This is a genomic window from Erythrobacter sp. NFXS35, assembly GCF_040148725.1.
In the GTDB taxonomy this organism is placed as follows: domain Bacteria; phylum Pseudomonadota; class Alphaproteobacteria; order Sphingomonadales; family Sphingomonadaceae; genus Erythrobacter.
Genome location: NZ_JAGDEB010000002.1, coordinates 405,276 through 431,401 on the forward strand (window position 1 = coordinate 405,276; position 26,126 = coordinate 431,401).

The window sequence follows — 26,126 nt, forward strand, 5'->3', positions numbered from 1 at the left end:
AAGCGCATCAAGCCCGACCGGGTGCCCGCAGCCGCTCGCCCGCAAGGGCGAAACGCGGCGAGGATCACCTGTAGAAAATATGCGTGTCGATCTGCGCCAGCTTTGTTTTGCGCTGGCTCCAGTTGGGGCGGACATAATTGGCGTGGAAGAACACTGCGTCGCCCGCTTCGGATTGCCACATGCCCTGATGGGCAATCTGCGCGATCGCCACGGCGCGGCCCCATGCGGCTGAGCCGGTGCGGGGCTGCGGCATGCGGCTGCCGCGCATGAAGGAGAACTGCCCCTTCTGCGCCACGACGCTGCAATAGGTGCCCGGGAAGCGATTATCCTCGCTGCGGTTGATGATCACCTGCGCCACTGCCAACTGGCCCGTCAGCGGCTCGCCGCGGGCTTCGAAATAGACCGCGCCGGCAAGGCAGCGAAGATCTTCGTTCATCGGGGTGGAGGTGTCGACCATGCCGACGAGTTCGCGCAGCGAACCGGCTTCGGTCAGAACCGGCGCTTCGGGCTGTTCGGGAAGCGGCTGCACCACTTCTTCCGAGACGAACACGGTGGGTTCGGGAACCAGTTCCGCAGCCGGGGCCGGATCGGCCGCACCGGAAAGCGAAAGCTTGTCATCGGCTGCTTGAGCCAGCGCCGCAGCACTGTCGAGGCCGGGCAAAGTCACAGTCGCGGCGGCCACAGCGGCCAGTGCGACGACAGAAAAAGTCTTACGACCCATTTAATCTACTATTCAAGCGGTGAGCGTGCTCCGACGCAGGCGGAAACCCTGTGCGATTATTCGCTGAAAAAAGAGGGGGTTCAAAAAGCCTGCCGGCCGCTCCCCGTCTGCGTGCTGATCGAACGACCGAATTGCCGCCCCGTCAGCCTGCGCCAGGAAGTGCGCGGGCAAATAGCTACGCGCGGATCAGGGTCAAGCAAAACCCGACAATTGCGCGATGAAACGTTCCGCATCGGCGATATCCACCTCAATCAGCCAGATATCAGGGTCCTGACGCCGTCGCCGCGCCAAATACTCGGAAAATTCTTGCTTGTTTTCATGATCTTCGTGTTTGGAAGCAACAAAGCTGCGCGAACCGTCGATCGCAGGCATCCTTTCGTAAAGCACAGACGGCTCGCCGCGATAGGTCGTTACGATCAGCACGGTCCCGGCATCGCGCTCGCCCTTGGCCAGAACCGTGGCGAACCCGCCCTGGGTTTCGGCCAGCCGCATGATCGCCCCGGCCTCCAGATGCGCGGGCAGGCGCGTGCTCATGACTGGGCCGTGTAGCCCGGCAGGCCCGACAGCGCGATGTGCGAGCGCATGAAAGTGCCCGTTCCGCGGCCGATTTCCTCGCCCTCCTCGTCCACGAGCCGCGCTTCGGCGACGAACACGCGGCGCCGGCCCGAAACCCAGCGCCCTTCGGCAGTCACGGTTCCGGCGCGCACCGGCTTGGTAAAGTGCAGGTTGAAACTGGTGGTGAGCAGGAAACGATCGGTCGCCATCGTGTTCGCGGCATAAAACGCCGCATCGTCGAGCATCTTGAAATAGATCGTTCCGTGCGCCGCGCCCGCTGCGTGGTAATCCGCCTCGGTCACGGTGAAACTCAACCGTGATCGGCCTTCGCCCGGAATATGCAGCGATGAGGCGAATTTGCGGTTGACCGGCGCGGAGGCATAGAGCCGCTCCAGCGCGCGGTAATGTCCATCGGCACCGGTGGCGGGAGAATCGTGCTCGTCTGCGGTCATGATCTCAGGCGGTGTGCGTCAGGCGGCATTACGCTCGAACTGGTTGGTGAGCAGGGCATAGACCGCCTCGGCATCGGGGGCGTCGGCCAGCATCTGCAACTTCGCTTCATCCCGCGCCAGGCGCGAAATCGCTGCGAGCGCGTGCAGGTGCGTCGCCCCGGCATTCTCGGGCGAGACCAGCCCGCAGATCAACGTGACCGGTTGCGCATCGGCAGCGGCGAAATCGAGCGGCTGTTCGAGGCGGATCAGCGCGAGGCTGGGCTTGCGCACATCCTTGCTGCGACAATGCGGGATCGCCACGCCGCGTCCGAACCCGGTGCTGCCCAGCGCCTCGCGCGCTTCGAGGCTTTCCAGCACTTCGCTGCGGTCGAGCCCATAGGCGTCGGCCAGCAATTGCGCGATCGCGCCGAGCACCTTCGCTTTGCTGTCGATATGATCAAACGCAATGGCCTGCGGCGAAAGTGCGAGGTTAACGTCCATCCTGTTGCGAATCCCGAAATGAAATGCGTGCGCAGTCGATGTCCGGTCCGACACGAGAGAATAGCTCCTGCCGACCGGGGCGGATGCCCCTCCTGCTGCTGCCGCGTGAGCCGTGCCAGTGATCTTGCCGTTCCAACCGGCCTGACTTTGACTCTATCGCGGTTCGACCCAACCGATCGAACCATCGGCACGGCGATAAACCATATTATGTCTGCCGGTGCCAGCGTTTTTGAAAAACAGGGCAGTGGTGTGCCGCAGGTCCATCATCATTACCGCATCTGCCACGCTGGCGGTGGGGATATCAACGCGCGTCTCTGCAATCACCAGCGGAGCGTCATCGGATGTCGCTTCCTCCTCCTCGTCCTGCTCGATGGGGGCGAAGATAGTGTATGCGGCTTCTTCCTCAGCGCGCGAGTGGCTGGTCTGTTCGTGGCGATCGGTCAGGCGGCGTTTGTAGCGGCGCAGCTGCTTGTCGATCTTTGCCGCCGCATCGTCGAGCGCGATATGCGCATCCGGGGCGGAGCCTTGCGCCTTGAGGATCAGGCCCTGCATCACGTGGGTCACGATGTCGCAGGTGAACGCCCCGGCGGGCGCCTTGCCGAAGGTGACGTGGCTGGACAGCGCCTTGTCGAAATACTTGTCGACAACCGTGCCCAGCCGGTCAGCTGCGTGTTCCTGCAGGGCGCTGCCGGTTTCCATCTGGTGGCCCGAAATCCGAATATCCATGGCATTGTCCTCCGTGTGGGGTTGAGGATCCTGGCGATCCTGGAGCGTGCTCTGGTGTCAGCGCGCCCAGATTGCGTTATCGATTCCGGCGATGAATTCGCTGTGCCGCCCCAGTTCTTCCGCCGAAGCGGTGTGCGGACGCGGTGGACGCACCGGGCGGCTGGGGGCGGACGTTTCACTGACGCTCACCACCGCAGCAGCCACGGTCACGCTGTGCACCGCCGCCAGTTCCAGCCCGATCTGCCGCCCGCCGGTCAGTTCGACATAGACCTGCGCCAGCAATTCGGCATCGAGCAGCGCGCCATGCTTGACCCGGTGGCTGCGGTCGATGCCGTAACGGGTGCACAGCGCATCGAGCGAATTCTTCGCTCCGGGGTGCTTCTTACGGGCGAGCGCGACGGTGTCGACCATCCGATCGAGGCTGATGGCTGCGCGGCCGATGCGTTCCAGCTCGTTGTTGAGAAAACCGAAGTCGAAGCCCGCATTATGCGCCACCAGCGGCGAATCGCCGAGAAATGCGAGCAGTTCATCTGCGCTTTCGGCAAACCGCGGCTTGGTGGCGAGGAAGGCGGCGCTGAGGCCGTGAACCCGTTCGGCTTCCATCGGCATATCGCGTTCGGGATTGAAATAGGCGTGGAAGGTGCGGCCCGTCTCGACCCGCCCGACCATCTCGATGCAGCCGATTTCCACCATGCGATCGCCGCTCTTGGGATCGAGCCCGGTGGTTTCGGTGTCGAAAATTATCTCGCGCATTGGTGGCACTATCCTCTCATGCTCCGCCGCTGGCAAGAGCCGCTTGCCATCAAACTGAAGCAATCAGCGCAGCAACTTCGGCACGGGTTTCATCGAGCGACGTGCCGGTGTCGATCACGTAATCGGCGCGTGCGCGCTTGTCCGCATCGGGGAGCTGCAGACCGAGAATATGTTCGAACTTCTGCGGGGTCATGCCGGGACGGGCGAGCACGCGGGCGCGCTGCACGTCCTCGGGCGCGGAGACGACCACCACCATGTCGACGCTTTCGTGCCCGCCGCGTTCGAACAGGAGCGGGATATCGAACACAACCGCGGGCTTGTCGTGGTACCGTTCGAGAAAGGACGCGCGTCTGGCCGCCACCGCCGGGTGGACGATGGCTTCCAATCGGGCGAGGGCATCCTTGTCGGCGAAGACCTGTTGCCCGAGGCGGTCGCGGTCGACCCCTTGCTCGCACGTCGATCCGGGAAAGGCAGCTTCGATCGCAGGGACAAGCGCGCCGCCCGCTCCCTGCATCGCGCGCACCTCGGCATCGGCGTCGAATACCGGGATTCCGGCATCGGCAAACATCTGCGCGACGGTCGACTTGCCCATGCCGATACTACCGGTAAGGCCGATGATCGCAGGGCGAGTCATCGGGTCAGGATCTCGCGCAATTCGGCATCGTGATCGCGCGGAGCGGGCTGTCCGAAGAAGCGTTCAAAGGCGACCGCCGCCTGTCCGATCAGCATCGAAAGCCCGTCGATGGTACGGTGGCCGATTGCCCGCGCGCCTTGCAGGAACGCGGTGTCGAGCGGGGCGGTGACGATATCATAGGCGATGCTGCCCGGCGGGGCATGGCTCCAGTCGAAGGCGAGCGGCGGTTGCCCCTGCATCCCCAGCGACGAAGCGTTGATGACGAGATCGCAGCACGCTTCGCGGTCGTCGAAGGGGAAATCGGTCGGGTCCGCGAAATGGGCGAGGTCAATCGCGTGATGCTCGCCCTTGGGCGCCAGTTCATCGAGCAGCGCGCGCGCCTTGGCAGGATCGCGGCCTGCCACCACGAGCGTGAAGCCGTGGCCCGCCAGCGCAGTAATGATCGCTCGCGCCGCGCCGCCAGTGCCGAGGATCCGGGCCATGCGGAAGTAGTGGGTTTGCGCGAGGTCTGCGGACAGTGGTTCAAGGAAGCCTGCTGCATCGGTGTTGTAGCCGACTAGCTTCAAGCCCTCGCGCACCACAGTGTTGACGGCCCCGATGCTCTGGGCAAGCGGGTCGATCCGATCAAGTAACGGCATTACGGCCTGCTTGTGCGGCATGGTGACGTTGCAACCGACCCAGTCGCCATCGGTCGAGGCTAAAGGGAAGTATGCCTCAAGAGCCTCCATTTGTTTCTCGACCAGAAATGCTCTGTATTCGGCGTCGATCCCGAGCTTGCCGAGCCAGAAATTGTGGATCGTCGGCGATTTGGACTGAGCGATGGGGTCGCCGATGACTTCGGCATAGGGGCGGGTCATGCGAGCAACACTCCCGCCTCGCGCAGTGCGCCCAGCAGCGGCAGTAGCGGCATCCCGAGTACCGTGAACTGGTCGCCCTCGATCCGGTCGAACAATTGCACCCCCGGCCCCTCGATCCGGAACGCGCCGACTGTGTGGCCGATTTCGGGCCACTCGAGGCTCAGGTAGTGCGCGATGAAATCCTCCGACAGATCGCGCACGTGCAGGCGCGCAATGCTGGCATGGCTCCACTCGCATCCGCCGTCTTTCACCAGAGCGGCGGCGCTGTGGAGCTCCATCACCTTGCCCGAGAAGAACCGCAGATGCTCGCCCGCTTCCTCGGCCGAGCGCGGCTTGTCGAACCGCCGACCACCAGCGACCACCAGCGAATCCGACCCCAGCACCAGTGCGCCGGAATGCAGCGCGGCCACCGCCGCCGCCTTGGCGACAGCCAGCGCCTCGGCCACCTCACCGGGAGCCGCGCCCGCAAGGCCCACCTCAACCGCGCGTTCGTCAATGTCGGCAGGCACCGCTTCGTAAGCCACACCGGCGGCATCCAGCATCGCCCGGCGCGAGGCGGATTTGCTGGCGAGGATCAGGCGCGGCGCCGTCTCTCCGCTCATATCGGTTTCCCCACGCCGCCTTCGCTCGGCGGGCGGCGGTGGCGCTCCTGCGCCAGCCGGATGATTGCCGCCGCGGTCTCCTCGATCGAGCGGCGGGTGACGTCGATCACCGGCCAGCCATGATCGGCGAACATCCGCCGCGCGAACTGCAGCTCAGCCTTGACTCGGTCATTATCGACATAGGCGGTCTCGGTCGCCTCGTTCAGCGACAAAAGCCGGTTGCGGCGGATCTGCACCAGCCGTTCGGGGCTGGTGGTGAGGCCGACGACCAGCGGATGCCGCAGCCCGAACAGCGCAGGCGGCGGCGGGCTTTCCACCACCAGCGGAATATTGGCGACCTTGTAGCCGCGATTGGCGAGATAGATGCTGGTCGGGGTCTTGGACGACCGCGACACGCCGACCAGCATGATATCGGCCTCTTCCCAATCCTCGTACCCGATCCCGTCATCATGGGCGATGGTGTACTGGATCGCGTCGACGCGCTTGAAATAGCTTTCGTCCATCATGTGCTGACGGCCCGGACGGCCATGCGCCTCCTGCCCCAGCTGCGCTTCCAACGCGGCGGTCACCTGATCGAGCACCGCGACCGCTGGCAGGCCGAGATGGCGGCAATGCTCCTCCAGCCGCTTGCGGGTCTCGGGATTGACCAGCGTGTAGAGCACCAGCCCCGGATGCGCGGCGAGATCCGGCACGATCCGGTCGAGATGCTGAAGCGAGCGGACCATCGGCCAGAAATGGCGGCTGACATCGGGATCGTCGAACTGGGCCAGCGCCGCTTTCGCGATCATTTCCAGCGTCTCGCCGGTCGAATCCGATACCAGATGCAGATTGAGTCGGTTCATGCAGATTCGCGCTCGCGGTCGGTGCTCGGGCCAGACGTGGGGCTGTGGACAGAACCCTGCATAAACCACGGGAGAGCAGGGCTAACAAGCAGGGGAGCGATTATACTCCCCGCTGACAGGCATTTGGTGGGGGGTATTTGCGCACAGGGGACAAGTCTTGTCGACAGGCTGGGAAGAGTGGGGATAAAGCCTGCTTGACGTCGGTCCCTTGCGGATTCGGTGGGGGCATTCGGTCCTGTTCAGCTTGGGCACAATCCGGCAATTGCCGGTAATTCCCGCTATCCACAGGGCCAACAGACTCCATCAATCCTTTTATAATTAGATTAGTTTTGTTTAAAGGAACGCCATGCCCGGTCCGCTTCTCGATACGCTCAAAGGTGTCCGTCAGGACGTTGCCCCTGTCTGGCTGATGCGCCAAGCGGGACGCTATCTGCCTGAATATCGGGAACTTCGGGCCGAGAAGGGCGGCTTCCTCGAATTGGTTTATGATAGCGAAGCCGCGGCCGAGATCACTGTGCAGCCGATCCGGCGGTTCGGGTTCGATGGCGCGATCCTGTTTTCCGATATCCTGATCGTGCCGCACGCAATGGGGCAGGGGCTGACCTTTCAGGCGGGCGAAGGGCCGCACCTTTCGCCGACACTGCTGGAGACCGGGCTCGATAGCTTCACGCCTGCGTTCGAGCGCTTCGATCCGGTGTACGAGACCGTGCGCCGCACGCGGGCGCTGATCGGACCTGAGGTGACGATGCTCGGCTTTGCGGGCAGTCCGTGGACCGTCGCGACCTACATGATCGCAGGGCAGGGGTCGAAGGATCAGGGCCCGGCGCGGCTGCTGGCGTACCGCGATCCGGCGCATATGCAGGCGATCGTGGACGCCATCGTCGAAGTTTCGGTGACCTATCTGCGCGGACAGATCGATGCCGGGGCCGAAGCGGTGCAATTGTTCGATAGCTGGGCGGGTAGCCTTGCCCCCGACCAGTTCGAAAAGTGGGTGGTCGCGCCCAATGCGGCGATCACTGCGCAGCTTAAGGCTTCGCATCCCGATACCCCGGTGATCGGCTTTCCCAAGGGCGCGGGCGCAAAACTGCCGTCCTATGCGCGCGAAACCGGTGTGGACGCGGTGGGGCTGGACGAAACGCTCGATCCGGCTTGGGCGCATGCCAGCCTGCCTGCAGGCATGCCGGTGCAGGGCAACTTCGATCCGCTGCTGCTCGAAGCCGGCGGTCCGGCCATGGCCGAGCGGGTGCGCGCCATCGTCGCCGCGTTCGAGGATCGTCCGCATGTGTTCAATCTCGGCCATGGGATCGGACAGTTCACGCCGATCCCGCATGTCGAGGAACTGCTTGCGGCTCTGAGAGGTTAAGCACTGATGCAATCCGTCTTCCTCACCATCTATCCGTTCCTCAAGATTGGCCATGTCATCTTCATGGTGTTCTGGCTGGCGGGCCTGTTCATGCTGCCGCGCCAGTGCATCTACATGCTCGATCACGCGCCGGGTTCGGAAGGCGAGGCCAAGTGGGCGACCCGGATGGGCAAATTGCGCAAGATCATCCTCACTCCCAGCCTGATCATCGTCTGGGTGCTGGGGCTGGCGATGGCGTGGTCGGGCGGCTGGTTCAGCGACGGCTGGCTCCACGCCAAGCTGACGTTGGTGCTGGTGCTGACGGGCTATCACGGCTGGCTGGTGGCGCAAACCAAGAAGATGGCGCGAGGCGAGCGTCCGCTCACTGAAGGGCGGCTGCGAATGATCGGCGAGGTTCCCGGCCTGCTGCTCGTGCTGATCGTCGCACTGGTCTATCTGAAGCCGTTCTGAGACGGGCGGTGCCGTCCGCTCATTTCCGCGATTGACCGGACCGCACGGCGGTTCTATCCCGCGCTTGTTCATCCGGTGATCGGAGCGGTATCCCGCCTTCCGAAGGTCTGCTTTCTCCAAGCCCGGCCCCGCCACACGGGGCGCCTCTTTTCTCCAAAGAGGTACTGACCATCCGGCCACTCCTGCTTTCGGAAAATACCTATGCATCTCAAAGACCTCAAGCGAAAGACCCCGGCCGAACTGGTCCAGATGGCCGAGGAACTGGGCGTCGAAGGCGCCTCGACCATGCGCCGCCAGGATCTGTTGTTCAGCATCCTGCGCGAACTGGCCGAGGACGAGGAATACGAAGAAAAGATCATGGGCATCGGCACCATCGAGGTGCTGCAGGACGGTTTCGGCTTCCTGCGCTCGCCCGAGGCGAACTATCTCGCCGGGCCGGACGATATCTATGTCTCGCCCAACCAGGTCCGCCGTTGGGGCCTGCGCACCGGTGACACGGTCGAAGGCGAAATCCGCGCCCCGCGCGAAGGCGAACGCTATTTTGCGCTCACCACCCTCGCCAAAGTCAATTTCGACGATCCCGATGCGGTGCGCCTGCGCACCAATTTCGATAACCTCACGCCGCTCTATCCGGACGAGAAGCTGACGCTCGACAGCCTCGACCCGACGGTGAAGGACAAGAGCGCCCGTGTCATCGACATCATCGCGCCGCAGGGCAAGGGCCAGCGCGCGCTGATCGTCGCCCCGCCGCGGACGGGTAAGACCGTGCTGCTGCAGAACATTGCCAAGGCGATCACCGACAACCACCCCGAGGTGTTCCTGATCGTCCTGCTGGTCGACGAACGGCCCGAGGAAGTTACCGACATGCAGCGGAGCGTGAAGGGCGAGGTGATCTCCTCGACCTTTGACGAACCCGCCAACCGCCACGTGCAGGTTGCTGAAATGGTGATCGAAAAGGCCAAGCGTCTGGTCGAACACAAGCAGGACGTGGTGATCCTGCTCGATTCGATCACGCGTCTGGGCCGGGCCTACAACACCGTGGTTCCCTCTTCAGGCAAGGTGCTGACCGGCGGTGTGGATGCCAACGCGCTCCAGCGTCCCAAGCGGTTCTTCGGCGCGGCGCGTAACATCGAGGAAGGCGGCAGTCTCTCGATCATCGCCACCGCGCTGATCGACACCGGCAGCCGGATGGACGAGGTCATCTTCGAAGAGTTCAAGGGTACCGGCAACTCGGAAATCGTGCTCGACCGGAAGGTTTCGGACAAGCGCATCTTCCCCGCATTGGATGTCGGCAAATCCGGCACCCGCAAGGAAGAACTGCTGGTCGAAAAGGACAAGATGTCCAAAATGTGGGTGCTGCGTCGCATCCTGATGCAGATGGGCACCGTAGATGCGATGGAATTCTTGCTCGACAAGATGAAGGATTCCAAGACCAACGACGATTTCTTCGATACGATGAATCAATAGGCAAGTGCACGCCGGGGGGCGTGCCATCGGGACGACAACGGACGGGTCGGGAAAAGTGCTAAGCCAGTATCTCTATATCAGCACCGCGCCGACTCTGCTGCGCGAAGAAGTCGACGCGATCCTCGCTACCAGCGAGCGCAACAATCCGGCGCGCGGTATCACCGGGCTGCTGCTGTTCAACGGTCGCAACTTTCTTCAGTTGCTCGAAGGGCCGGAGGGTGAGGTCAATGCGCTGATGGAGACGATCTTTGCCGATCCGCGGCACAGCGGCGTCTCGGTGCTCGACCGGCGCGGGATCGCGCAGCGCACCTGTCCGGACTGGGCGATGAAGCGCGTGATGATCGCCGAAAGCATCGCCAGCCGACGCGAAATGCTCGAAGGCGAGCTGCCCGAGGGCCTCGATCCCGAAGTGCGCAAGATGATCATGAATTTTGCGGTGCTGAACTAGCGGCTAATGCTGGTGCGGCACGTTGTTCTGACGGGCGCACCGGGAGCGGGCAAAACCACCTTGTTACAGGCCGCAGCGGATGCGGGCCTTGCGACTTCGCCCGAAGTTGCTCGCGATTTGCTGAAGGTACCGGGCGGGATGGCGTTGCGGGCCGATGATCCGCTGGCATTTGCAGATGCGATGCTGACCGCGCATCTCCGTGAATTCGATCGGTTTGCCGACTATAGGGAGCCTGTTGTTTTCGACCGCGGTTTTCCGGATGTGGCGGGTTTTCTCGACGTTGCGGGTTTGGCTGTGCCGCGCTCCATCGATGAGGCTTGCCGCCAGGTGCGATACAATGGTTTGATTCTGCGCGCTCCGGCATGGGAGGAAATCTACCGGTCGGATAGCGAACGGATACAGGACTTCGCCGAGGCGGTGGAGAGTGACGCGGCGGTTACAGCGGCGTGGCGACGTTACGGCTACACCATCGAGGACTTGCCACTTGCTCCGGTGGCCGAGCGCCTAGCGTTCCTGCTCGACAGGATTTGATACCTTCGGCGCCTCCAACTGCGCTGCCATCACGTCCCAGACCTTGTTGATCGCCTTCAGCGGTCGTACCATCACCTTAAAATCGCTGATCTTCCCATTTTCGTCGAAGCGGATGATATCGACCCCGTTGATCGCGATGCCATCGATCGCGGTGACAAATTCGAGCATCACCTCGTCCCCGTCCACCAGCTCGCGGACATAGCGGAAAGCATCGTTCCCCAGCACCTGCGCGGCGGCGGCGAGGTAGGCCAGCACCACCGGCTTGCCGACCTGCGGGGTGTGGACCACCGGCGAATGGAACACCGCATCATCGGCGAGCAGCGCTGACAGGAGGGCAGGATCGCTCCCACCCTCCATATAGGCGTGCCAGCGGGTGAGCCCCTCGTGCTGCTTGTCGTCCGTGCTCACCCCAGATGATCGGCAAAGAAGGCGGCAGTCCGGCTGTCGGCGAGGGTGGCGGCGGCTTCGTCCCGGCGTTTGCCGGTCTCGGTGGCGAAGCCGTGGTCGAGCCCCTCGTAATCGTGCAGAGTCACGCGCGGGTGATCGTCCAATCCCGCATGCATCGCCGCCTGTGTTTCACGTGAAACAAAGCCGTCTTCGGTCGGGACGTGCAGCATCAGCGGATTGGCGATGGCGTGCTTCTCGCCCAGCAATCCGTCGATCCCGACGCCGTAATAGCCGACGCTCGCATCGATATCGGTGCGCGCTGCGGTCATGTAAGCGAGCCGCCCTCCGAGGCAGTAGCCGACACAGCCAACCTTCACCACGCCCAACGAACGCCGGATGTGGTGGATGGTCGCCTCGATATCGCGGATGCCGGCGTCCTGGTTGAATTTGCCCATCATCTCGAGCGCCGTCTGGAACTCGGCCTCGACGTCGGGATCGAATTCGACGCCGGGTTCAAGCCGCCAGAACAGATCCGGCGCAACTGCGAGGTATCCGTCCGCTGCCAGCTTGTCGCACTTTCTGCGGATGCCGGGGTTCACCCCGAAAATCTCCTGAATGACGATGATGGCGGCCTTGGGTGTGCCTTCGGGCCGGGCGACATAGGCACCGAAACTGGACCCGCCATCTTCATTGGCGCCTTCAAGGGTGGGGATGGTCTCGTTGAGGCTCATGATGTCTCTCTCCGTCACGGGGGGAATGGTGTGGGCCGAACCCTATCTCTTGCCTTGCTGGGCTGCCAAGCCCAAATGGACAGGGAGACAGGAGGATGCGCCATGAAGATCACGATCGAAGTCGACTGCACGCCCGAGGAAGCCCGCAGTTTCATGGGGCTGCCCGACGTGAGCGCGGCCAACAATGTCTATGTCGAGAATATCGCCAAAGCCATGCAGGGTGTCTCCAACCCCGATCAGTTGCAGCAATATGCGCAGGCACTGGCGCCGATGGGGCAGGTGGGCCTGAAGATGTTCCAGAGCTTCGTCGAAAGCGGGATGAAGGCCGCGTCCGGTTCCAGCGGGCGCTCCGGCGATGGGCCAAAGGGCGCCGACTAGTTCCGCGACGATGAATGCATTCCCGACGATTTTCGCGCTGTCGAGCGGTGCGCCGCCTTCGGCCATCGGCGTGGTCCGGATGTCCGGGCCGCAGGCGAGGGCGGCATTGACGGCGCTGGCGGGCAGGTTGCCGGAGCCGCGCCGTGCTTCGCTGGTCAAACTGCGCGATGCGGACGGGGCCTTGCTCGACGAGGCGCTGGCGCTGTGGTTTCCGGGCCCGAACACCGCGACAGGCGAGGATCTGGCTGAATTGCACTGCCACGGCGGGCGGGCGGTGATCGCTGCAGTGGAGGCGGCGCTGGCGGCGCTCCCCGGCTTGCGCCGTGCCGAACCGGGTGAATTCACCCGCCGTGCCTTCGCCAACGGCCGGATTGATCTCGCTGAAGCCGAGGGGCTGGCCGATCTGCTCACCGCCGAAACCGAACTGCAGCGCGCTGCCGCGCTGGCGAATGCGGGCGGGGCCTTGTCGCGGCAGGTGGAGGATTGGCGCGCTCACGTGCTGGCGCTGTCCGCCGAAATCGAGGCGGTGCTGGACTTTTCGGACGAGGAGGACGCACTCGACCTCCCGGAAAGTTTCACGTGGAATATTGCCGCACTGGCAACCGCGCTGGGCGAATGGCTGGCTCGCCCGCGCTCGGAACGGTTGGGGGAGGGGTTCCGGGTGGTCTTGGCTGGACCGCCCAACGCGGGAAAATCGACTTTATTTAACGCTCTGATCGAGAGTGAGGCGGCGATAACGTCGCCCATCGCCGGGACGACACGCGATGTGATCGAACGGTCGGTGGGCATTGGGGGCGTCCCGTTGACTTTCGTCGACACGGCGGGCCTGCGGGATGGGGCCGTGTCGGACAACATTGAGGCTATCGGTATTGACCGTGCGCGTGCCGAACTGGCGCGTGCCGATCTGGTGCTTTGGTTGGGGCCAGAGGGCGAAGGTCCCGATGGTGGCTGGGAGATCGCCGCGCAGGCTGACCGCTCAGACTTCGAGGGCAAGGCGACAGCGCGGTTTACGGTTTCGGCGACAACCGGTGGGGGGCTCGGAGCCCTAAAGTCGGCCCTGGTCGATGTGGCGCGGGGAGCTCTGCCCAAGCCCGGCGAAGCCGCGCTCAATGCTCGCCAGCATGTGCGGTTGGCTGAAACGGCCGAGGCGTTGGCGGCGGCGGAGAGGCTCACCGACCCGCTGCTGATCGCGGAAGAACTGCGCCGCGCGCGGCTCGCCCTTGATCGCCTGATTGGCCGCGCGACCACCGAGGATATGCTCGACACGCTGTTCGGGCGCTTCTGCATCGGCAAGTGAACGGCACGACACGCAATGTTTCACGTGAAACATTTCGCCAGCCCAAACCGCCAATGTTTCACGTGAAACATTTTGACCAGTGAAACGGCTTTGACGATGTCGCTAACAGGCCCTATTCGCGCCGTCATGCACCCTTTTGATGTTCTTGTTATCGGCGGCGGTCACGCCGGGGTCGAGGCCGCTTGTGCAGCGGCGCGGATGGGTGCGCGCACGGCACTGGTCAGCTTCGATCTGCACGCGATAGGCGCAATGAGCTGCAACCCGGCGATCGGCGGCTTGGGCAAGGGCCATCTGGTGCGCGAGGTCGATGCGCTCGACGGGGTGATCGGGCGTGCGGCGGATGCGGGCGCAATCCATTACCGGATGCTCAACCGGTCCAAGGGCAGCGCTGTATGGGGTCCGCGCGTGCAGGCCGACCGGGTGCGCTTCAAGGGGGCGGTGCAGGGAATTGTGCGCGCGCAGACAAACCTGACGCTGATCGAGGGCGAGGCTGCCGCGCTGGTGCTGAAGGGCGGGGTGGTCGCCGGACTGGAACTCGCCGACGGCACAATCTTGGAATCCGGGCGGGTCATCCTGTGCACCGGCACTTTCCTTGGCGGGGTGCTGTTCCGGGGCGAGGAGCGTTTCGAGGGAGGACGCATCGGCGAGAATGCGGCCAAGAGGCTTGCACAGCAGCTTCGCGCTGCCGATTTGCCGATGGCGCGGCTCAAGACCGGTACACCGCCCCGGCTCGACGGGCGCACTATCGATTGGGCAGTGCTGGAGGAACAGCCTTCGGATAGCGAGAGCTGGACAATGTCTCCGCTCACTCCGCGCCGGATTAACCCGCAGGTGTTTTGTGCAATCACCCGCACCACGCAGGCGGGGCATGCTGCCATCCGCGCCAATCTCCATCGGTCGCCGCTGTTTTCCGGCGCGATCGGGGCTGCCGGGCCGCGCTACTGCCCCTCGATCGAGGACAAGATCCACCGCTTCGGCGACCGCGAGGGCCATCAGGTGTTTCTGGAGCCGGAGGGGTTGGATACGCACATCGTCTACCCCAACGGCATCAGCACCTCGCTGCCGGTTGATGTGCAGGAGAAAGTGGTGCGCACCATGCCGGGCTGTGCGCAGGCCCAAATCGTGCAACCGGGTTATGCGGTGGAATATGATCACATCGATCCTCGTGCGCTGACTCCCGATCTGCAGGTGCGGGCGATTCCTGGCCTCTATTGCGCAGGGCAGATCAACGGCACCACCGGTTACGAGGAGGCTGCCGCGCAGGGCCTCGTTGCGGGTTTCGAGGCGGCCGCTGCGGCGCTCGGCAAGGCGGCACCTGTGCTCGACCGGGCCAACGCCTATATCGCGGTGATGGTCGATGATCTGACCTTGCAGGGCGTGTCGGAACCCTACCGTATGCTCACCGCCCGCGCCGAATACCGTCTCCGCCTGCGGGCTAACAACGCGGCGACCCGTCTGACCGGAGTGGGGATCGCGGCGGGTTGCGTGGGTAAAGAACGCCGCGCGTGGTTCGAACGGCGTGAAGAAATGCGCGCAATGTTTCACGTGAAACATTCGCAGAAGGTCCACGCGCGCGAACTTGCCGATGCCGGCCTGCCGGTGCGCCGCGATCATGGTGAGAAGCCGCTCGCCGAATGGCTGCGCTACGATGGGGTGACACCCGCAGGACTCGCCCCTTGGCTGGGCGAAGTCACGGCGCTCGACCCGCTGCTGGCCGAGGAAATGGCCGAGGATGCGGCCTATGCGCCCTACCTTGCCCGGCAGGATTCCGAACTGCGCGATCTGCGCGCCAGTGAGGCGCTGCCCTTGGCATTGGACTTCCCCTATGCCGAGGTGCCGGGCCTCTCCAACGAGATGATCGAGCGCCTGACCAAGGCTGCACCAGGGACACTGGCTGCGGCGGGCAGGGTGCCGGGGGTGACGCCGGCGGCGCTCTCGGCCCTGCTGGTCCATGCTCGGCGCCACCTTGCGAACGGACAGCGTGCCGCGTGATCGCCACCGAAGCAGAGGCCAGCGCATATGTCGCCGGACTGACCGATGATGCGGGCATGGTCCGGCTCGAGGCCTTCGCCGCATTGGTGCTTGACGAGAACCAGCGTCAGAACCTGATCGCCAAACCCACCGAGCCACATATCTGGCGGCGCCATATTGCCGATTCGGCGCAGCTGATCGCAAATGTTTCACGTGAAACATTGGGCCCGAACGCTGCCGGACCTTGGCTCGACCTGGGAAGCGGGCCGGGGTTTCCAGGGCTGGTGATCGCGTCGCTGTGTCCGAATATGCCTGTGGTGCTGGTTGAGTCTCGTGCGCGGCGCGTGGAATTCCTCGAAAAATGCATCGCGGCGCTCGAACTGCGGAAATGCCGGGTCGAGGGCCAACGGCTGGAGCGGGTAACACCCTTCGCCGCCCGCGCCATTTCCGCCCGTGCATTCGCCCCCTTGCCGAAGCTCCTCAGCTTGTCCGCACCCTTCTCCACTGCGACGACTGCTTATGTCTTGCCCAAGGGGCGCTCTGCGGCGCAGGAGTTGGAGGCGCTGAAACCTTCGATTCGAGCAATGTTTCACGTGAAACATTCCTTGACCGATCCCGATGCGGGAATCATTGTGAAGGTCTGACACGCTGCACATGCCCGAAGCGCCCGATTCAAGGCGATTTCGGCTGCGGGAAGGATGGAATAGCCATGCTCACTATCGCGATTGCCAATCAGAAGGGCGGCGTGGGCAAGACCACCACCGCGATCAACATCGCCACGGCCATGGCGGCTACGGGCTGGCGCACGCTGCTGATCGATCTCGATCCGCAGGGCAACGCCTCGACCGGGCTGGGCGTGCAGGCCGCTTCGCGTGAAGTTTCGAGTTATGACCTGCTGGTCGATGAGGTCGCGCTATGTGATGCCATCGTCCCGACCAGCATTCCGCGGCTCGACATCGTACCCGCAACAGTGGACCTCAGCGGGGCCGAAGTGGAATTGGTATCGGTCGAGGATCGCACTTCGCGTCTGCGCCATGCGCTGGAAAACCACTCCGGCCATGATATCGCGTTCATTGACTGCCCGCCTTCGCTGGGCCTGCTGACGCTCAACGCGCTGTGCGCCGCCGATACGCTGCTGGTGCCGCTGCAGTGCGAATTTTTCGCGCTGGAGGGATTGAGCCAGCTGCTCCAGACAGTCGATCAGGTGCAGCAGCGTTTTAATCCGCGGCTGGGTATTATTGGCATTGCCCTGACAATGTTCGATCGCCGCAACCGGCTGACCGATCAGGTGTCCGACGATGTGCGCGATTGTCTCGGCAAGCTGGTGTTCGAAACCGTCATCCCCCGCAATGTGCGTCTGTCCGAAGCGCCGAGCCACGGGCTGCCCGCACTGATCTATGACCAGCATTGCACCGGCAGCCGCGCCTATATGGCATTGGCGCGCGAATTGATCGGGCGCTTCCCCGCAGAAAGGCAAGCCGCATGAGCGAAGATACCAACCAAACCGTTGATATTGCCCCAACATCGCGCGCTCCGGCGGACAAGCCGAGGCGACTTGGCAAGGGGCTCGGTGCACTGCTGGGCGAGACCCGGCGCGAGGAGCCGCTGGTCCGGCGCGAGGAACCGGCCGATGCGGCCGCACCGGGGACTACGGCCTTGCGGATGCTGGCGCTTGCCACGATCAAGCCGCTGCCGGGCAACCCGCGCAAGCATTTCGACGAGACCGCGCTGGATGAACTGGCAGCTTCGATCGCAACACGTGGGGTGATTCAGCCGATCATCGTGCGGCCCCATCCCCAAGGCACCGGCTACCAGCTGGTGGCGGGCGAGCGCCGCTGGCGTGCGGCGCAGAAGGCGCGTCTGCACGAGATTCCGGCGCTGGTCCGCACCCTGACGGACCGCGAGGTGATGGCGCTGGCGCTGATCGAGAACCTCCAACGCGAGGATCTCAACCCGGTTGAGGAAGCGCGCGCCTATCATCGTCTGTCCGAGGATGAGGGAATGATCCAGGTCGACATCGCCAAAATGGTCGAAAAATCGCGCAGCCATGTCGCCAACATGATGCGGCTGATGACGCTGCCCGATCCGGTGCTCGATCTGGTCGAGCAGGGCAAGCTCAGCACGGGCCATGTCCGCGCGCTTATCGGGCGGCCCGATGCCGCGCATCTGGCGGAAATCGCAGTGGCCGAGGGGCTGTCCGTGCGCGACATGGAAGGCCTGACCCGCAAGGCCGGCAAGGCCACCGCTGCCCGCGCTGCCGGCCCCCGCGCCGACCCGGCGGAAAACGCCGACATCCTCGCCGTGCAGCATCATCTTGAGGAATTTCTAGGACTTGGCGTGCGGATCAAACCCGAAGTCGATCCGCGCAAGGGCACGATCACGATCCGCTACACCACGCTCGATCAGCTCGATCTGGTGTGCCAGCGCCTCACCGGCGGCGAGTTCTAAGCACGCCCACGCCGCCTTCCGCATGGCCAAAAGCCCCGAAAGTCGCACGGTGCGACTTTCGGGGCTTCCTGTGCCTGCCGTCGTGGCAGAGGAAAGAGGTTAGCGGTCGGCCTTGATCAGTTTGGGCGAGGGGCGCGCTGCCGGGATCTCGCGGACAGTGCCGGGAACAGTGTAGTTCTCGTATCGCACCGTCTCGCGCACCACCACCTGCTGCTGCTGTTCGCTGCGCACCGGCACCATCACGACCTGCTGCGGCGGGGCATAGGAATAGCCGTAGCTGGCCGGGTAGCCATAATTGTAAGCATAGCCCGGCGCCGGCGCATAGGGGATCTCGCGTGCGGCGATGCGCGGGCCCGGCGCGCCGTATTGCGACAGGTAGCTGTCGAGCGCGGCTTCGCAATCGTAGCGGTTCTTGTCGCGATCCCCGCCGAACAGGCTGCCGATCAATCCGCCGAGCAGGCCCCCGCCGCCAACGCCGAGCACCGTCCCGAGAACGCGGTCGCCTGCACCGGCGATCTCGTAACCGGCAAATCCGCCTGCCACCGCGCCGAGAAGGCCGCCGATGATGCGGCCGGTATCGTCGCGGTTGTGCCCTGCGGTGCGGCGGCGGCATTCCTCGACCCACTGATCGCGTTCGAACACTGCGGGCGTATAGGCAGCAGCGGGCGCATAATGCACCGGCGCTGTTTGCGCGTAACCCTGCGCCATTGCTGCCTGCGCCGCCGCCGGAGCCGCGCGCGGCGCATCGATCCGGCGGGTGCGGGTGATGGTCTCCACCCCGTCAATTCCGACGATGGTTTCGGTCTCAGTGGTGGCGGTCATCACCGGAGCGGTACGGTATTCTGCCGGCAGCGCCTGAACCTCAGCCTGATCCATTGGTGCCAGCGGCGGCAAATCGCTGTAATTCTGCGCATTTGCTGTTCCCGAAAGGGCAAGCGCAGGCAGCATGAATCCAAGCATTGTGAGCGGACGGATGGGCAGGCGCGTGGGCATTGGCAGATTCCCCCTGAAGCGGCCGCGCGCGGACATGGCGCGCAAACCGATGGTTAGCAAAACCTTACCATCGACTCGCGCCCGTCCCCAAGCAGTGCTGAGGGCGCTGTCCCGTTTCGGGCCGTTAATTACGGGAATTCTGTCAGATACGGTCGGAAAGCAACGCAGCCAGTCCCTCGATCCCTTCGGCATCAATCGCGCCGAAGCGGGCAGGCGAGGGGCTGTCGAGATCGATCACCGCGATCACCGCCCCGTCGCGCAGCACCGGCACCACCAGTTCCGATCGGCTCGCCGCGTCGCAGGCAATGTGGCCGGGGAAGGCGTGGACATCCGCGACAAGTTGCGTTGCGCGACTTTCCGCCGCCGCGCCGCATACCCCTGCGCCAAACGGGATGCGGATGCAGGCGGGGCGGCCTACGAACGGGCCGAGCACCAACTCACTGCCTGATCCGACTTTGGTTGGCGCGGTGCGGTAGAACCCGGCCCAGTTGAGATCGGGCAGAAACTCCCACAACAGCGCGGCGACATTGGCCATGTTGGCGATCCCGTCCGGCTCGCCCGCGGTCAGCGCATCGGCCGCGCGGAGCAGTTCGCGGTGGACCTCTGCCGGGTCAAGTGCAGCATCGGGCTTGAAATCATACATCGTCAGCGGGCCTTTTCCATCGCTTGCCAGTTGCCGCCGGGGCACGGCGGCTCTATCTCCCTCCACATGGCACTCTCCCGCAAAATCGCAATCGCTGTCGTCGTCGTCGTCCTGCTGGTCGGCGCTGCTCTGTTTTGGCTGTCCCGCGGCGATACCGCCGATCTTTCGGTCGAGGAAGTCGCCGGGACGGATCCGGTTTTGCAGGAACCTGCCGCCGAAAGCTTCCCCACCGTCAAGATCGCCGAGCCGGTGGGCTGGGCCGCGGACGAAAAGCCGGAAGCCGCCGCCGGGCTGGAGGTCATGCGCTTTGCCGAGGGGCTGGATCATCCGCGCGTGATCTACACCCTGCCCAATGGCGATGTGCTGATTACGCTGACCCGCGCTCCGGCGAGGGAGAACGAGGCCAGCGGCATTATGGCGACGATCCGTGGCTGGATCGAAGGCATTTTGTTCGCCAAAGCCGGATCGGCGGGCGAATCTGCCAACCAGATCCTGCTGCTGCGCGACACCGACGGCGATGGCGCTGCCGAAACGCAGCAGGTGCTGCTCGAAGAAGGTCTCGATTCGCCGTCGGGGATGGCCTACCACGACGGCACGCTGTATGTTGCCAATCACAACGCCGTGCTGGCGTTTCCCTACACGCTCGGCACCGACCGGGTCACCAGCACCCCGCGCAAGTTGATGGACCTGCCCGGCGGCGGCGGCCACTGGATGCGCAATCTTGCGCTTTCGCCCGACGCCAGCAGCCTGTTCGTCGCGGTCGGATCGGTCAGCAATATCGGCGAGCAGGGGATGGACATCGAAGCGGGCCGCGCGATGATCTGGGAATATGATCTGGAGGCCGGTCGCCAGCGCCAGTTCGCCGTCGGCCTGCGCAATCCCAACGGGATGGATTTCAGCCCCTGGACCGGCGAGCTGTGGGTCACGGTGAACGAGCGCGACATGCTCGGTTCCGATCTGGTGCCCGATTACCTCACCAATGTCCCGGTCGGCGCGCAATACGGCTGGCCGTGGATCTATTACAAGAACAACTTCGACCGCCGGGTTGAAGCGCCGATGCCGCAATTTCTGCAGGAATATGTCCGCAATCCCGAATACGCGCTGGGGCCGCATGTCGCGGCGTTGGGCTTCGTGTTCAGCAGCGAAGGCCACGTGATGGGCGAAAACTTCGCCAGCGGCGCATTCGTGGCGCGGCATGGTTCCTGGAACCGTAAGCCGCCTTCGGGTTATGACGTGGTTTATGTGGAATTCGATGCGCGCGGCAACCCGGTGGGTAAGCCGCAGCCGGTGTTGACCGGGTTCCTCACAGGCGAGGGCACCACCCGAGGGCGGCCGACCTGGGTCGAATGGGCAGAAGACGGCGCGCTGCTGGTGTCGGACGATACCGCCGGGGTCATCTGGCGGGTGCGTTCACCCTCGGCCTCGCCCGCGCCCGCGATTGCCCGGTTGCAGAGCGATCCGCTGCGTCCGCAGAGCGAGCTGCGCGATCCGCGCGCGGTGTTCGAGGAGGATTACCTGCGCGAGCAGGCCGGGCAGCCTAACTAGAGGCGTTTCCCCGCCCGCCCCGCGAGTTCGGTGGCGAATTGCAGCGCCGTGCGGCCGGATCGATTGCCGCGCTGAATCGCAAAGGCCATCGCCTCCTCCGCGTCGAAGCTGAGGCCAAGCGGGGTGGTGTAGCCTGCGAGGATCGCAAGATAGGTGTCCTTGTCCGCCGGGTGGAAGCCCAGCGTCAGCCCGAACCGGTCGGCCAGCGCCAGCGCATCGTCACGCTCGTCGCGTTCGTGTAGCGCGGCGGATGTATCCTCACGCATGGTGATCGCTCGGCGGTTCGCGGTTATCGCAATCCGGATATGCGCCGGACGCGGGGCGACGCCGCCGTCGAGCAGGCTGCGCAGAGCCAGCATCTCGGCCCGGTCATTGTCGCCGAAGCCCAGATCGTCGATGAACAGCAGAAAGGCGCGGGGTTGCTGCGCCAGTTCGGCGATCAGCGCCGGAAAGCTGGCCAGCGTGCTCGGGGCAAGCTGCACCAGTGCCAGCGCCTGCGGGCTCTCCGCCTGCACATCGGCCACAGCGGCGCGCACGAGTGCCGATTTGCCCATACCGCGCGCGCGCCATAGCAGCACGTCATGCGCCGCCGCGCCCCTCGCGAGCCGGGCGCAATTGTTGCGCAGCGCGACTTTCTGCGCGTCGATCCCGTGCAGTCCCTCCAACGGTAGCGCGTCCATCGACGGCACGGCCCGCGCCCGCTCGCCTTCCCACACATAGGCGGGATGCGCGAGCCAGTCGGTCGGTGGCAAAGGCGGGGGCGCCATGCGCTCCAGCGCAGCGGCGATCCGTTCCCAAACCTCGGCCCCTTCGGCCACCTTAGCCCACCAGCGCTTCGGCCGGGAGCGCGTAAAGGCCATCGGCTCCTGCGGTTGCGCCTGCCTTCAGACCCGCCGCTTCGGGCACGATCCGGTCGAGGAAGAACCGCACCGTAACCGGCTTGCTCGCGGCCAGAGCCGGGGCTGCGCCTGCCGCCACCGCTGCGGCCTGCTTCATCAGCTGCCAGCCTGCGACCGTAACCGCGGCCATGGTGCAGAACGGCACGCTGCCTGCAAGCCGATCGTCGAGGCTCGCTTCGCTCTGCATCCAGCGCGCGATGGCGGCGCAATCCTTGGCGATGGACGCTAGCGCCGCTTCCCCGACGGCTTCGCGGGCGATGGTTTCGAACAGCGTCACCATTGCCTCGCCCCCGTCGAGGCCCAGCTTGCGGGTCACGAGATCGGCGGCCTGGATTCCGTTGGTGCCTTCATAGATCGGAGCAATGCGCGAATCGCGCCAGTGTTGCGCTGCGCCGGTTTCCTCGACGAAGCCCATCCCGCCGTGGATCTGGATGCCGATGCCCGCCACCTCCACGCCGATATCGGTGCCCCACGCCTTGATCAGCGGCACGACGATCTCGGCGCGGTTCTTCGCCGCCGCATCACCCAGAGTGCCGCGATCGACCTGGCCAGCGCAGTAGTACAGTAGCGCGCGGCTGCCCTCGGTCAGCGCCTTCATCCGCAGGATCATGCGGCGCACGTCGGGATGCTCGATGATTGCCACAGCGGTCTTGTCGGGCGCGCCGGCGCGCGCCGATTGCACCCGGTCGCGGGCATAGGCGAGCGCCTGCTGCGTGGCGCGCTCGCCAATCTGCACGCCCTGGTTGCCGACATTGATGCGGGCGTTGTTCATCATCGTGAACATCGCCGCCAGCCCCTTGTTTTCGTGGCCGACCAGCTCGCCGATGCAGTCTCCGTTGTCGCCGTAGCTCATGACGCAGGTGGGCGAGGCGTTGATGCCCAGCTTGTGTTCGATGCTGACGCAGCGCAGGTCATTATGCGGCCCGAGCGATCCGTCGTGGTTCACATGATACTTGGGCACGACGAACAGGCTGATCCCGCGCGACCCCTCGGGCGCGCCGGGCAGCCGCGCCAGCACCAGATGGATAATATTGTCCGCGAGATCATGCTCGCCCCAGGTGATGTAGATCTTCTGCCCGGTGATCTTGTACTGGCCCGCGTAAGGCCCCTCCGTGATCGGTTCGGCCGTGGTCCGCAGCGCGCCGACATCGCTGCCTGCACCCGGCTCGGTCAGGTTCATCGTTCCCGACCAGCGCCCGCTGACGAGATCGGGAAGGTACTTTGCCTGCTGATCCTTCGACCCGTGATGCTCCAGCGCCTCGATTGCGCCGACCGAGAGCATGGGGAGCAGCGTGAACGCCATATTGGCCGCGCCGAGGTTCTCCAGCACGTTGCACGACAGCGTGAAGGGCAAGCCCTGTCCGCCGAATGCTTCGGGCGAGGCAATCGCGTTCCAGCCCTGCTCGACATAGGCGTTATAGGCTTCCCGGAACCCGTCCGGCAGGCGCACCACGCCGTTTTCGAGCTTCGCGCCTTCGAGATCGCCGACGCGGTTGAGCGGAGCGAATTCGCCTGCCGCGAATTGCCCCACGCCTTCGACGATGGCTTCGACCAGATCGGGCTCGGCATGGGCGAAGCGTTCGCTTTGCGCCAGTTCCTCGATTCCGGCATTAACGCGGATGGCGAGCAGCTGGTCGGCGGTCGGCGGGGTATAGGGGGTCACTTCGGGGGTGTCCTGTGAAGCTGGCGTGAGGGAGGCGATGAGTGCCCCGCACTTGGCAGGGCGGCCGCCAGTCTATAGCGCGAGGGGCATGAGCGGCAAGAACGTTACGGACATGGTGCTGGCAGACGCCGCAGGGATAGCGCGCGCGGCCCGAATCCTCGAATCGGGCGGGCTGGTCGCGGTGCCGACCGAGACGGTCTATGGCCTTGCTGCGCGGGCGGATAGCGCCGACGCTGTAGCGAAGATCTACGCCGCAAAGGGACGTCCGGATGTCAATCCGCTGATCGTGCATGTGCGGGATGCGGCGCAGGCGGAGCGGTTCGGGGAATTTTCCGGAGCCGCGCGCCGGCTGGCGGAGCGCGAGTGGCCGGGACCGCTTACCCTGGTGGTGCCGCGCCGCGGCGACTCCGGGCTCGCCCCCGCCGTCACGGCAGGCTTGCCGACCATCGCCATACGCGCGCCACAGCATCCGGTGATGCGCGCCCTGCTTCAGGCGGTGAACTTCCCGCTTGCCGCGCCTTCGGCCAACCGCAGCGGCTTCATCAGCCCCACTTGCGCCGAGCACGTCCTTGCCTCGCTCGACGGGCGGATCGACCTCGTGCTGGATGGCGGCCCGTGCGAGGACGGCGTGGAATCGACGATCCTGCTGATCGATACTGCGGGCGTATGGTACGAGCTCAGGCCCGGGCCGATCTGGCTTCCCGCCCTGAACGATATTCACTTCGATCCCCACAAGCCCGTCGAGATTCGTCGCGCGAAAGAGGAGCGGGGTATCGAAGCTCCCGGCCAGCTCGCCAGCCACTATGCGCCGGGCAAGCCGGTGCGGCTGGATGCGAGCGAGGCCGAGCCGGACGAATTCCTGATCGGCTTCGGCGCGATTGAGGGTGACTGCACGCTGTCGGCGAGTGGTGACGTCGATGAAGCGGCGGCGCGGCTCTATGCCTGCCTTCACGAAGCCGCCCGCGCGGCTCATCCCCGGATCGCGGTTGCCCCGGTGCCGGAAGCAGGCGTGGGCCGGGCGATCAACGATCGGCTGCGGCGGGCGGCCACTCCCGCGAGTTAATCTTCCTCCGGCTCCACCGGCACGCCCTGCATCAGTGCGCGCTGTTCGGCGCGGATCGCCTGCGCACGGTCGCACGCGGCATCGTCCCCGTCGCCGCAGCGTTCCATCGCCTGATCATATTCCCGTTCGAGCTTGCCGAGCTGTTCCTCGCGCTTGCGGATTTCGCGACCGCGATTCTCGTCGGCTTCGGACTGGCTGGTGGTGGCGAGATCGACGCCCTTGCTCACCGCCCTGACCGGCAGGGTGACGACATCCACCGCCGCACGGGCGAGGCAGCCCTGCAGGGCAAGCGAAGCGAGGCCGAGAGCCACAAGCTGAAGCGCGCGCATGATGGGGTTATCTTGCGCGCTCCTGCCTGAAAAGCAAACCTATTCTGCGGGTTCTGTCGCAGGTAGCGCAGTTGGGGTATCCGCGGCTGCCGGGTTGCAGGTCAGCGTGCCCGAACCGAACGCCTTCACCGTGCACTTGGCGCTGCCCGTCACCCTGACATCGCCTGCGCCGGCGATCGTGGCCTCGACCGTGCCGTCCGAAGTGAAGGCGACGTCGCCCGATCCGCCGATATTCACGTCGGCGCGGTCGGCCTTGAGCGCGGCGAGATCGACATCCCCCGACCCGCCGATATTGATTTCGAGCCGCCTGGCCGTGCCGGCGCCCTTGATCCGGCCGCTACCGCCGATATTCACTTCGAAGGTTTCGGCGGCGACGGTGGTGAATTCGACATCCCCCGACCCGCCGATATTCACGGAACTGGCGCTGGCGAGCGACTGCGCCTTTACGGTGCCGCTGCCCGCGATCACCACTTCGGCAGGCGGGGGCATGGTGATCCGGATGGTCGCCTTGCCGTTGCCGTCCCAGCCGTTTTCACGGGTGATCCCGATCACCTCGTCGTCGCGGACGAAGCGCAGGGCGTCGGTGCCTTCGCCTTCGACGGTGAGATCGAAGGTCTCGCCCTCGGTCAGGATCACGGTGTCGCCCGAGGACAGCACCAGTTCGGTGGGCGCCGGGCCGCTCATGTCCAATTCGGCCAGCGGTACTCCCTTTTCGCCGTTGATGCTGATATCCGCGCCGTTGCAGCCCGAAAGCGCGGTGCCGAGCGCGAGCGCGGCGACCGGGGCCATGCGCCTGAAGAACTGGTTGATCATGTTTTTCCCTCCGGGACGTGATTAGCGTGTTGCTGACATAATACACCATGCCGCCGGAAGCAAGCGCACGTGCCTGTGCGATCCG

The 26,126-nt window shown here is 64.8% G+C and carries 31 protein-coding genes; 13 read left to right on the forward strand and 18 right to left on the reverse strand.

Going from position 1 to position 26,126, the window contains the following annotated elements; translation table 11 throughout:
- Positions 1–64: 64 nt before the first annotated feature.
- From J3454_RS09510 to J3454_RS09555, 10 genes are all read right to left on the reverse strand, one after another.
- A complete protein-coding gene (locus tag J3454_RS09510) occupies positions 65–721 on the reverse strand; it encodes a cell wall hydrolase (protein ID WP_349513525.1) in 657 nt (218 codons plus the stop codon).
- A gap of 192 nt (positions 722–913) precedes the next feature.
- Entirely contained in the window at positions 914–1,255 is a 342-nt protein-coding gene (locus tag J3454_RS09515) for a DUF1491 family protein (RefSeq protein ID WP_349513526.1), read from the reverse strand.
- Positions 1,252–1,728 (reverse strand): PaaI family thioesterase, encoded by a 477-nt coding sequence (locus J3454_RS09520; RefSeq protein WP_349513527.1) that lies wholly within the window; start codon positions 1,726–1,728, stop codon positions 1,252–1,254. The genes J3454_RS09515 and J3454_RS09520 overlap by 4 nt, the downstream gene beginning before the upstream one ends.
- Positions 1,729–1,746: 18 nt before the next feature.
- The gene (locus J3454_RS09525) at positions 1,747–2,208 is read right to left on the reverse strand and encodes a PTS sugar transporter subunit IIA (protein WP_349513528.1); all 462 of its coding nucleotides are present in this window, start codon (positions 2,206–2,208) and stop codon (positions 1,747–1,749) included.
- A gap of 153 nt (positions 2,209–2,361) precedes the next feature.
- On the reverse strand, positions 2,362–2,934 hold the full coding sequence (hpf, locus tag J3454_RS09530) for a ribosome hibernation-promoting factor, HPF/YfiA family (RefSeq protein WP_349513529.1): 573 nt from the start codon (positions 2,932–2,934) through the stop codon (positions 2,362–2,364).
- Positions 2,935–2,991: 57 nt separating this feature from the next.
- Positions 2,992–3,687 carry a DNA polymerase III subunit epsilon gene (gene dnaQ / locus J3454_RS09535; protein WP_349513530.1) on the reverse strand — a complete coding sequence of 232 codons (696 nt, stop codon included), beginning with the start codon at positions 3,685–3,687 and terminating at the stop codon, positions 2,992–2,994.
- 49 nt (positions 3,688–3,736) lie between these two features.
- The gene (coaE, locus tag J3454_RS09540; protein WP_349513531.1) at positions 3,737–4,321 is read right to left on the reverse strand and encodes a dephospho-CoA kinase; all 585 of its coding nucleotides are present in this window, start codon (positions 4,319–4,321) and stop codon (positions 3,737–3,739) included.
- The gene (gene aroE, locus J3454_RS09545) at positions 4,318–5,178 is read right to left on the reverse strand and encodes a shikimate dehydrogenase (RefSeq protein WP_349513532.1); all 861 of its coding nucleotides are present in this window, start codon (positions 5,176–5,178) and stop codon (positions 4,318–4,320) included. Before aroE ends, coaE begins: the two co-directional genes overlap by 4 nt.
- Entirely contained in the window at positions 5,175–5,780 is a 606-nt protein-coding gene (locus J3454_RS09550; protein WP_349513533.1) for a Maf family protein, read from the reverse strand. Before J3454_RS09550 ends, aroE begins: the two co-directional genes overlap by 4 nt.
- Positions 5,777–6,622 carry a pyruvate, water dikinase regulatory protein gene (locus J3454_RS09555; protein WP_349513534.1) on the reverse strand — a complete coding sequence of 282 codons (846 nt, stop codon included), beginning with the start codon at positions 6,620–6,622 and terminating at the stop codon, positions 5,777–5,779. Before J3454_RS09555 ends, J3454_RS09550 begins: the two co-directional genes overlap by 4 nt.
- A 346-nt stretch (positions 6,623–6,968) precedes the next feature.
- On the opposite strand from J3454_RS09555, the gene hemE reads away from it, so the two are divergent.
- The 5 genes from hemE (at position 6,969) to J3454_RS09580 (ending at position 10,881) form a co-directional block, all read left to right on the forward strand.
- Positions 6,969–7,985 (forward strand): uroporphyrinogen decarboxylase, encoded by a 1,017-nt coding sequence (gene hemE, locus J3454_RS09560; protein WP_349513535.1) that lies wholly within the window; start codon positions 6,969–6,971, stop codon positions 7,983–7,985.
- Positions 7,986–7,991: 6 nt separating this feature from the next.
- Positions 7,992–8,435 carry a CopD family protein gene (locus J3454_RS09565; protein ID WP_349513536.1) on the forward strand — a complete coding sequence of 148 codons (444 nt, stop codon included), beginning with the start codon at positions 7,992–7,994 and terminating at the stop codon, positions 8,433–8,435.
- A 201-nt stretch (positions 8,436–8,636) separates the two neighbouring features.
- Positions 8,637–9,902, forward strand: coding sequence for a transcription termination factor Rho (gene rho, locus J3454_RS09570; protein ID WP_349513537.1), 1,266 nt, complete (start codon positions 8,637–8,639; stop codon positions 9,900–9,902).
- A gap of 55 nt (positions 9,903–9,957) precedes the next feature.
- Positions 9,958–10,350, forward strand: a complete 393-nt coding sequence (locus J3454_RS09575; RefSeq protein WP_349513538.1) for a BLUF domain-containing protein — start codon at positions 9,958–9,960, stop codon at positions 10,348–10,350.
- Positions 10,351–10,356: 6 nt separating this feature from the next.
- Positions 10,357–10,881 (forward strand): AAA family ATPase, encoded by a 525-nt coding sequence (locus J3454_RS09580; RefSeq protein WP_349513539.1) that lies wholly within the window; start codon positions 10,357–10,359, stop codon positions 10,879–10,881.
- On the opposite strand, the gene J3454_RS09585 is transcribed toward J3454_RS09580, so the two are convergent.
- Together J3454_RS09585 and J3454_RS09590 are read right to left on the reverse strand one after the other, a co-directional pair.
- The gene (locus J3454_RS09585; protein WP_349513540.1) at positions 10,855–11,289 is read right to left on the reverse strand and encodes a nuclear transport factor 2 family protein; all 435 of its coding nucleotides are present in this window, start codon (positions 11,287–11,289) and stop codon (positions 10,855–10,857) included. The two genes, J3454_RS09580 and J3454_RS09585, sit on opposite strands and share 27 nt — an antisense overlap.
- Positions 11,286–11,999 carry a dienelactone hydrolase family protein gene (locus J3454_RS09590; RefSeq protein WP_349513541.1) on the reverse strand — a complete coding sequence of 238 codons (714 nt, stop codon included), beginning with the start codon at positions 11,997–11,999 and terminating at the stop codon, positions 11,286–11,288. Before J3454_RS09590 ends, J3454_RS09585 begins: the two co-directional genes overlap by 4 nt.
- A gap of 102 nt (positions 12,000–12,101) precedes the next feature.
- On the opposite strand from J3454_RS09590, the gene J3454_RS09595 reads away from it, so the two are divergent.
- The 6 genes from J3454_RS09595 to J3454_RS09620 all read left to right on the forward strand — a co-directional run bounded on the left by J3454_RS09595 (position 12,102) and on the right by J3454_RS09620 (position 18,093).
- Positions 12,102–12,377: a DUF6489 family protein gene (locus J3454_RS09595; RefSeq protein WP_349513542.1), complete on the forward strand. Its 276-nt coding sequence runs from the start codon at positions 12,102–12,104 to the stop codon at positions 12,375–12,377.
- Positions 12,378–12,387: 10 nt separating this feature from the next.
- Positions 12,388–13,674, forward strand: a complete 1,287-nt coding sequence (gene mnmE / locus J3454_RS09600) for a tRNA uridine-5-carboxymethylaminomethyl(34) synthesis GTPase MnmE (protein ID WP_349513543.1) — start codon at positions 12,388–12,390, stop codon at positions 13,672–13,674.
- Positions 13,675–13,800: 126 nt separating this feature from the next.
- Positions 13,801–15,666 (forward strand): tRNA uridine-5-carboxymethylaminomethyl(34) synthesis enzyme MnmG, encoded by a 1,866-nt coding sequence (gene mnmG / locus J3454_RS09605; protein ID WP_349513544.1) that lies wholly within the window; start codon positions 13,801–13,803, stop codon positions 15,664–15,666.
- Positions 15,663–16,289 (forward strand): 16S rRNA (guanine(527)-N(7))-methyltransferase RsmG, encoded by a 627-nt coding sequence (rsmG, locus tag J3454_RS09610; RefSeq protein ID WP_502878575.1) that lies wholly within the window; start codon positions 15,663–15,665, stop codon positions 16,287–16,289. Before mnmG ends, rsmG begins: the two co-directional genes overlap by 4 nt.
- Before the next feature lie 65 nt (positions 16,290–16,354).
- Positions 16,355–17,131 (forward strand): ParA family protein, encoded by a 777-nt coding sequence (locus J3454_RS09615; protein WP_349513546.1) that lies wholly within the window; start codon positions 16,355–16,357, stop codon positions 17,129–17,131.
- On the forward strand, positions 17,128–18,093 hold the full coding sequence (locus J3454_RS09620) for a ParB/RepB/Spo0J family partition protein (protein ID WP_349513547.1): 966 nt from the start codon (positions 17,128–17,130) through the stop codon (positions 18,091–18,093). Before J3454_RS09615 ends, J3454_RS09620 begins: the two co-directional genes overlap by 4 nt.
- A 99-nt stretch (positions 18,094–18,192) precedes the next feature.
- On the opposite strand, the gene J3454_RS09625 is transcribed toward J3454_RS09620, so the two are convergent.
- Together J3454_RS09625 and msrC are read right to left on the reverse strand one after the other, a co-directional pair.
- Complete coding sequence (locus tag J3454_RS09625; RefSeq protein ID WP_349513548.1) at positions 18,193–19,086, reverse strand: hypothetical protein; 894 nt, start codon at positions 19,084–19,086, stop codon at positions 18,193–18,195.
- A 142-nt stretch (positions 19,087–19,228) separates the two neighbouring features.
- A complete protein-coding gene (gene msrC / locus J3454_RS09630; protein ID WP_349513549.1) occupies positions 19,229–19,729 on the reverse strand; it encodes a free L-methionine (R)-S-oxide reductase MsrC in 501 nt (166 codons plus the stop codon).
- Positions 19,730–19,795: 66 nt separating this feature from the next.
- On the opposite strand from msrC, the gene J3454_RS09635 reads away from it, so the two are divergent.
- Positions 19,796–21,274 (forward strand): PQQ-dependent sugar dehydrogenase, encoded by a 1,479-nt coding sequence (locus tag J3454_RS09635; protein ID WP_349513550.1) that lies wholly within the window; start codon positions 19,796–19,798, stop codon positions 21,272–21,274.
- Here J3454_RS09635 and J3454_RS09640 read toward each other — a convergent pair.
- Positions 21,271–22,134, reverse strand: coding sequence for a DUF815 domain-containing protein (locus J3454_RS09640; protein WP_502878576.1), 864 nt, complete (start codon positions 22,132–22,134; stop codon positions 21,271–21,273). The genes J3454_RS09635 and J3454_RS09640 overlap by 4 nt on opposite strands.
- The gene (locus tag J3454_RS09645; protein WP_349513551.1) at positions 22,094–23,836 is read right to left on the reverse strand and encodes an acyl-CoA dehydrogenase family protein; all 1,743 of its coding nucleotides are present in this window, start codon (positions 23,834–23,836) and stop codon (positions 22,094–22,096) included. Before J3454_RS09645 ends, J3454_RS09640 begins: the two co-directional genes overlap by 41 nt.
- A gap of 88 nt (positions 23,837–23,924) precedes the next feature.
- Here J3454_RS09645 and J3454_RS09650 point away from each other — a divergent pair, with 88 nt between their 5' ends.
- Positions 23,925–24,899: an L-threonylcarbamoyladenylate synthase gene (locus J3454_RS09650; RefSeq protein WP_349513552.1), complete on the forward strand. Its 975-nt coding sequence runs from the start codon at positions 23,925–23,927 to the stop codon at positions 24,897–24,899.
- On the opposite strand, the gene J3454_RS09655 is transcribed toward J3454_RS09650, so the two are convergent.
- Together J3454_RS09655 and J3454_RS09660 are read right to left on the reverse strand one after the other, a co-directional pair.
- Positions 24,896–25,228 (reverse strand): hypothetical protein, encoded by a 333-nt coding sequence (locus tag J3454_RS09655; protein WP_349513553.1) that lies wholly within the window; start codon positions 25,226–25,228, stop codon positions 24,896–24,898. The genes J3454_RS09650 and J3454_RS09655 overlap by 4 nt on opposite strands.
- A gap of 39 nt (positions 25,229–25,267) precedes the next feature.
- Positions 25,268–26,041, reverse strand: coding sequence for a head GIN domain-containing protein (locus tag J3454_RS09660; protein WP_349513554.1), 774 nt, complete (start codon positions 26,039–26,041; stop codon positions 25,268–25,270).
- Positions 26,042–26,126 lie beyond the last annotated feature (85 nt).

Bases quoted from the DNA above. Each gene is read 5' to 3' on its own strand.
- coaE (WP_349513531.1), bottom strand. From the start codon at position 4,321: ATGACTCGCCCTGCGATCATCGGCCTTACCGGTAGTATCGGCATGGGC.
- J3454_RS09660 (WP_349513554.1), bottom strand. From the start codon at position 26,041: ATGATCAACCAGTTCTTCAGGCGCATGGCCCCGGTCGCCGCGCTCGCG.
- J3454_RS09640 (WP_502878576.1), bottom strand. From the start codon at position 22,134: ATGGCCTTTACGCGCTCCCGGCCGAAGCGCTGGTGGGCTAAGGTGGCC.
- J3454_RS09635 (WP_349513550.1), top strand. From the start codon at position 19,796: ATGGCACTCTCCCGCAAAATCGCAATCGCTGTCGTCGTCGTCGTCCTG.
- J3454_RS09510 (WP_349513525.1), bottom strand. From the start codon at position 721: ATGGGTCGTAAGACTTTTTCTGTCGTCGCACTGGCCGCTGTGGCCGCC.
- J3454_RS09590 (WP_349513541.1), bottom strand. From the start codon at position 11,999: ATGAGCCTCAACGAGACCATCCCCACCCTTGAAGGCGCCAATGAAGAT.
- J3454_RS09620 (WP_349513547.1), top strand. From the start codon at position 17,128: ATGAGCGAAGATACCAACCAAACCGTTGATATTGCCCCAACATCGCGC.
- dnaQ (WP_349513530.1), bottom strand. From the start codon at position 3,687: ATGCGCGAGATAATTTTCGACACCGAAACCACCGGGCTCGATCCCAAG.
- J3454_RS09650 (WP_349513552.1), top strand. From the start codon at position 23,925: ATGAGCGGCAAGAACGTTACGGACATGGTGCTGGCAGACGCCGCAGGG.
- J3454_RS09565 (WP_349513536.1), top strand. From the start codon at position 7,992: ATGCAATCCGTCTTCCTCACCATCTATCCGTTCCTCAAGATTGGCCAT.
- aroE (WP_349513532.1), bottom strand. From the start codon at position 5,178: ATGACCCGCCCCTATGCCGAAGTCATCGGCGACCCCATCGCTCAGTCC.
- hemE (WP_349513535.1), top strand. From the start codon at position 6,969: ATGCCCGGTCCGCTTCTCGATACGCTCAAAGGTGTCCGTCAGGACGTT.
- msrC (WP_349513549.1), bottom strand. From the start codon at position 19,729: ATGTATGATTTCAAGCCCGATGCTGCACTTGACCCGGCAGAGGTCCAC.
- J3454_RS09550 (WP_349513533.1), bottom strand. From the start codon at position 5,780: ATGAGCGGAGAGACGGCGCCGCGCCTGATCCTCGCCAGCAAATCCGCC.
- hpf (WP_349513529.1), bottom strand. From the start codon at position 2,934: ATGGATATTCGGATTTCGGGCCACCAGATGGAAACCGGCAGCGCCCTG.
- J3454_RS09625 (WP_349513548.1), bottom strand. From the start codon at position 19,086: ATGCCCACGCGCCTGCCCATCCGTCCGCTCACAATGCTTGGATTCATG.
- J3454_RS09595 (WP_349513542.1), top strand. From the start codon at position 12,102: ATGAAGATCACGATCGAAGTCGACTGCACGCCCGAGGAAGCCCGCAGT.
- J3454_RS09520 (WP_349513527.1), bottom strand. From the start codon at position 1,728: ATGACCGCAGACGAGCACGATTCTCCCGCCACCGGTGCCGATGGACAT.
- rho (WP_349513537.1), top strand. From the start codon at position 8,637: ATGCATCTCAAAGACCTCAAGCGAAAGACCCCGGCCGAACTGGTCCAG.
- J3454_RS09515 (WP_349513526.1), bottom strand. From the start codon at position 1,255: ATGAGCACGCGCCTGCCCGCGCATCTGGAGGCCGGGGCGATCATGCGG.
- J3454_RS09525 (WP_349513528.1), bottom strand. From the start codon at position 2,208: ATGGACGTTAACCTCGCACTTTCGCCGCAGGCCATTGCGTTTGATCAT.
- J3454_RS09615 (WP_349513546.1), top strand. From the start codon at position 16,355: ATGCTCACTATCGCGATTGCCAATCAGAAGGGCGGCGTGGGCAAGACC.
- J3454_RS09580 (WP_349513539.1), top strand. From the start codon at position 10,357: ATGCTGGTGCGGCACGTTGTTCTGACGGGCGCACCGGGAGCGGGCAAA.
- mnmE (WP_349513543.1), top strand. From the start codon at position 12,388: ATGAATGCATTCCCGACGATTTTCGCGCTGTCGAGCGGTGCGCCGCCT.
- mnmG (WP_349513544.1), top strand. From the start codon at position 13,801: ATGCACCCTTTTGATGTTCTTGTTATCGGCGGCGGTCACGCCGGGGTC.
- J3454_RS09555 (WP_349513534.1), bottom strand. From the start codon at position 6,622: ATGAACCGACTCAATCTGCATCTGGTATCGGATTCGACCGGCGAGACG.
- J3454_RS09655 (WP_349513553.1), bottom strand. From the start codon at position 25,228: ATGCGCGCGCTTCAGCTTGTGGCTCTCGGCCTCGCTTCGCTTGCCCTG.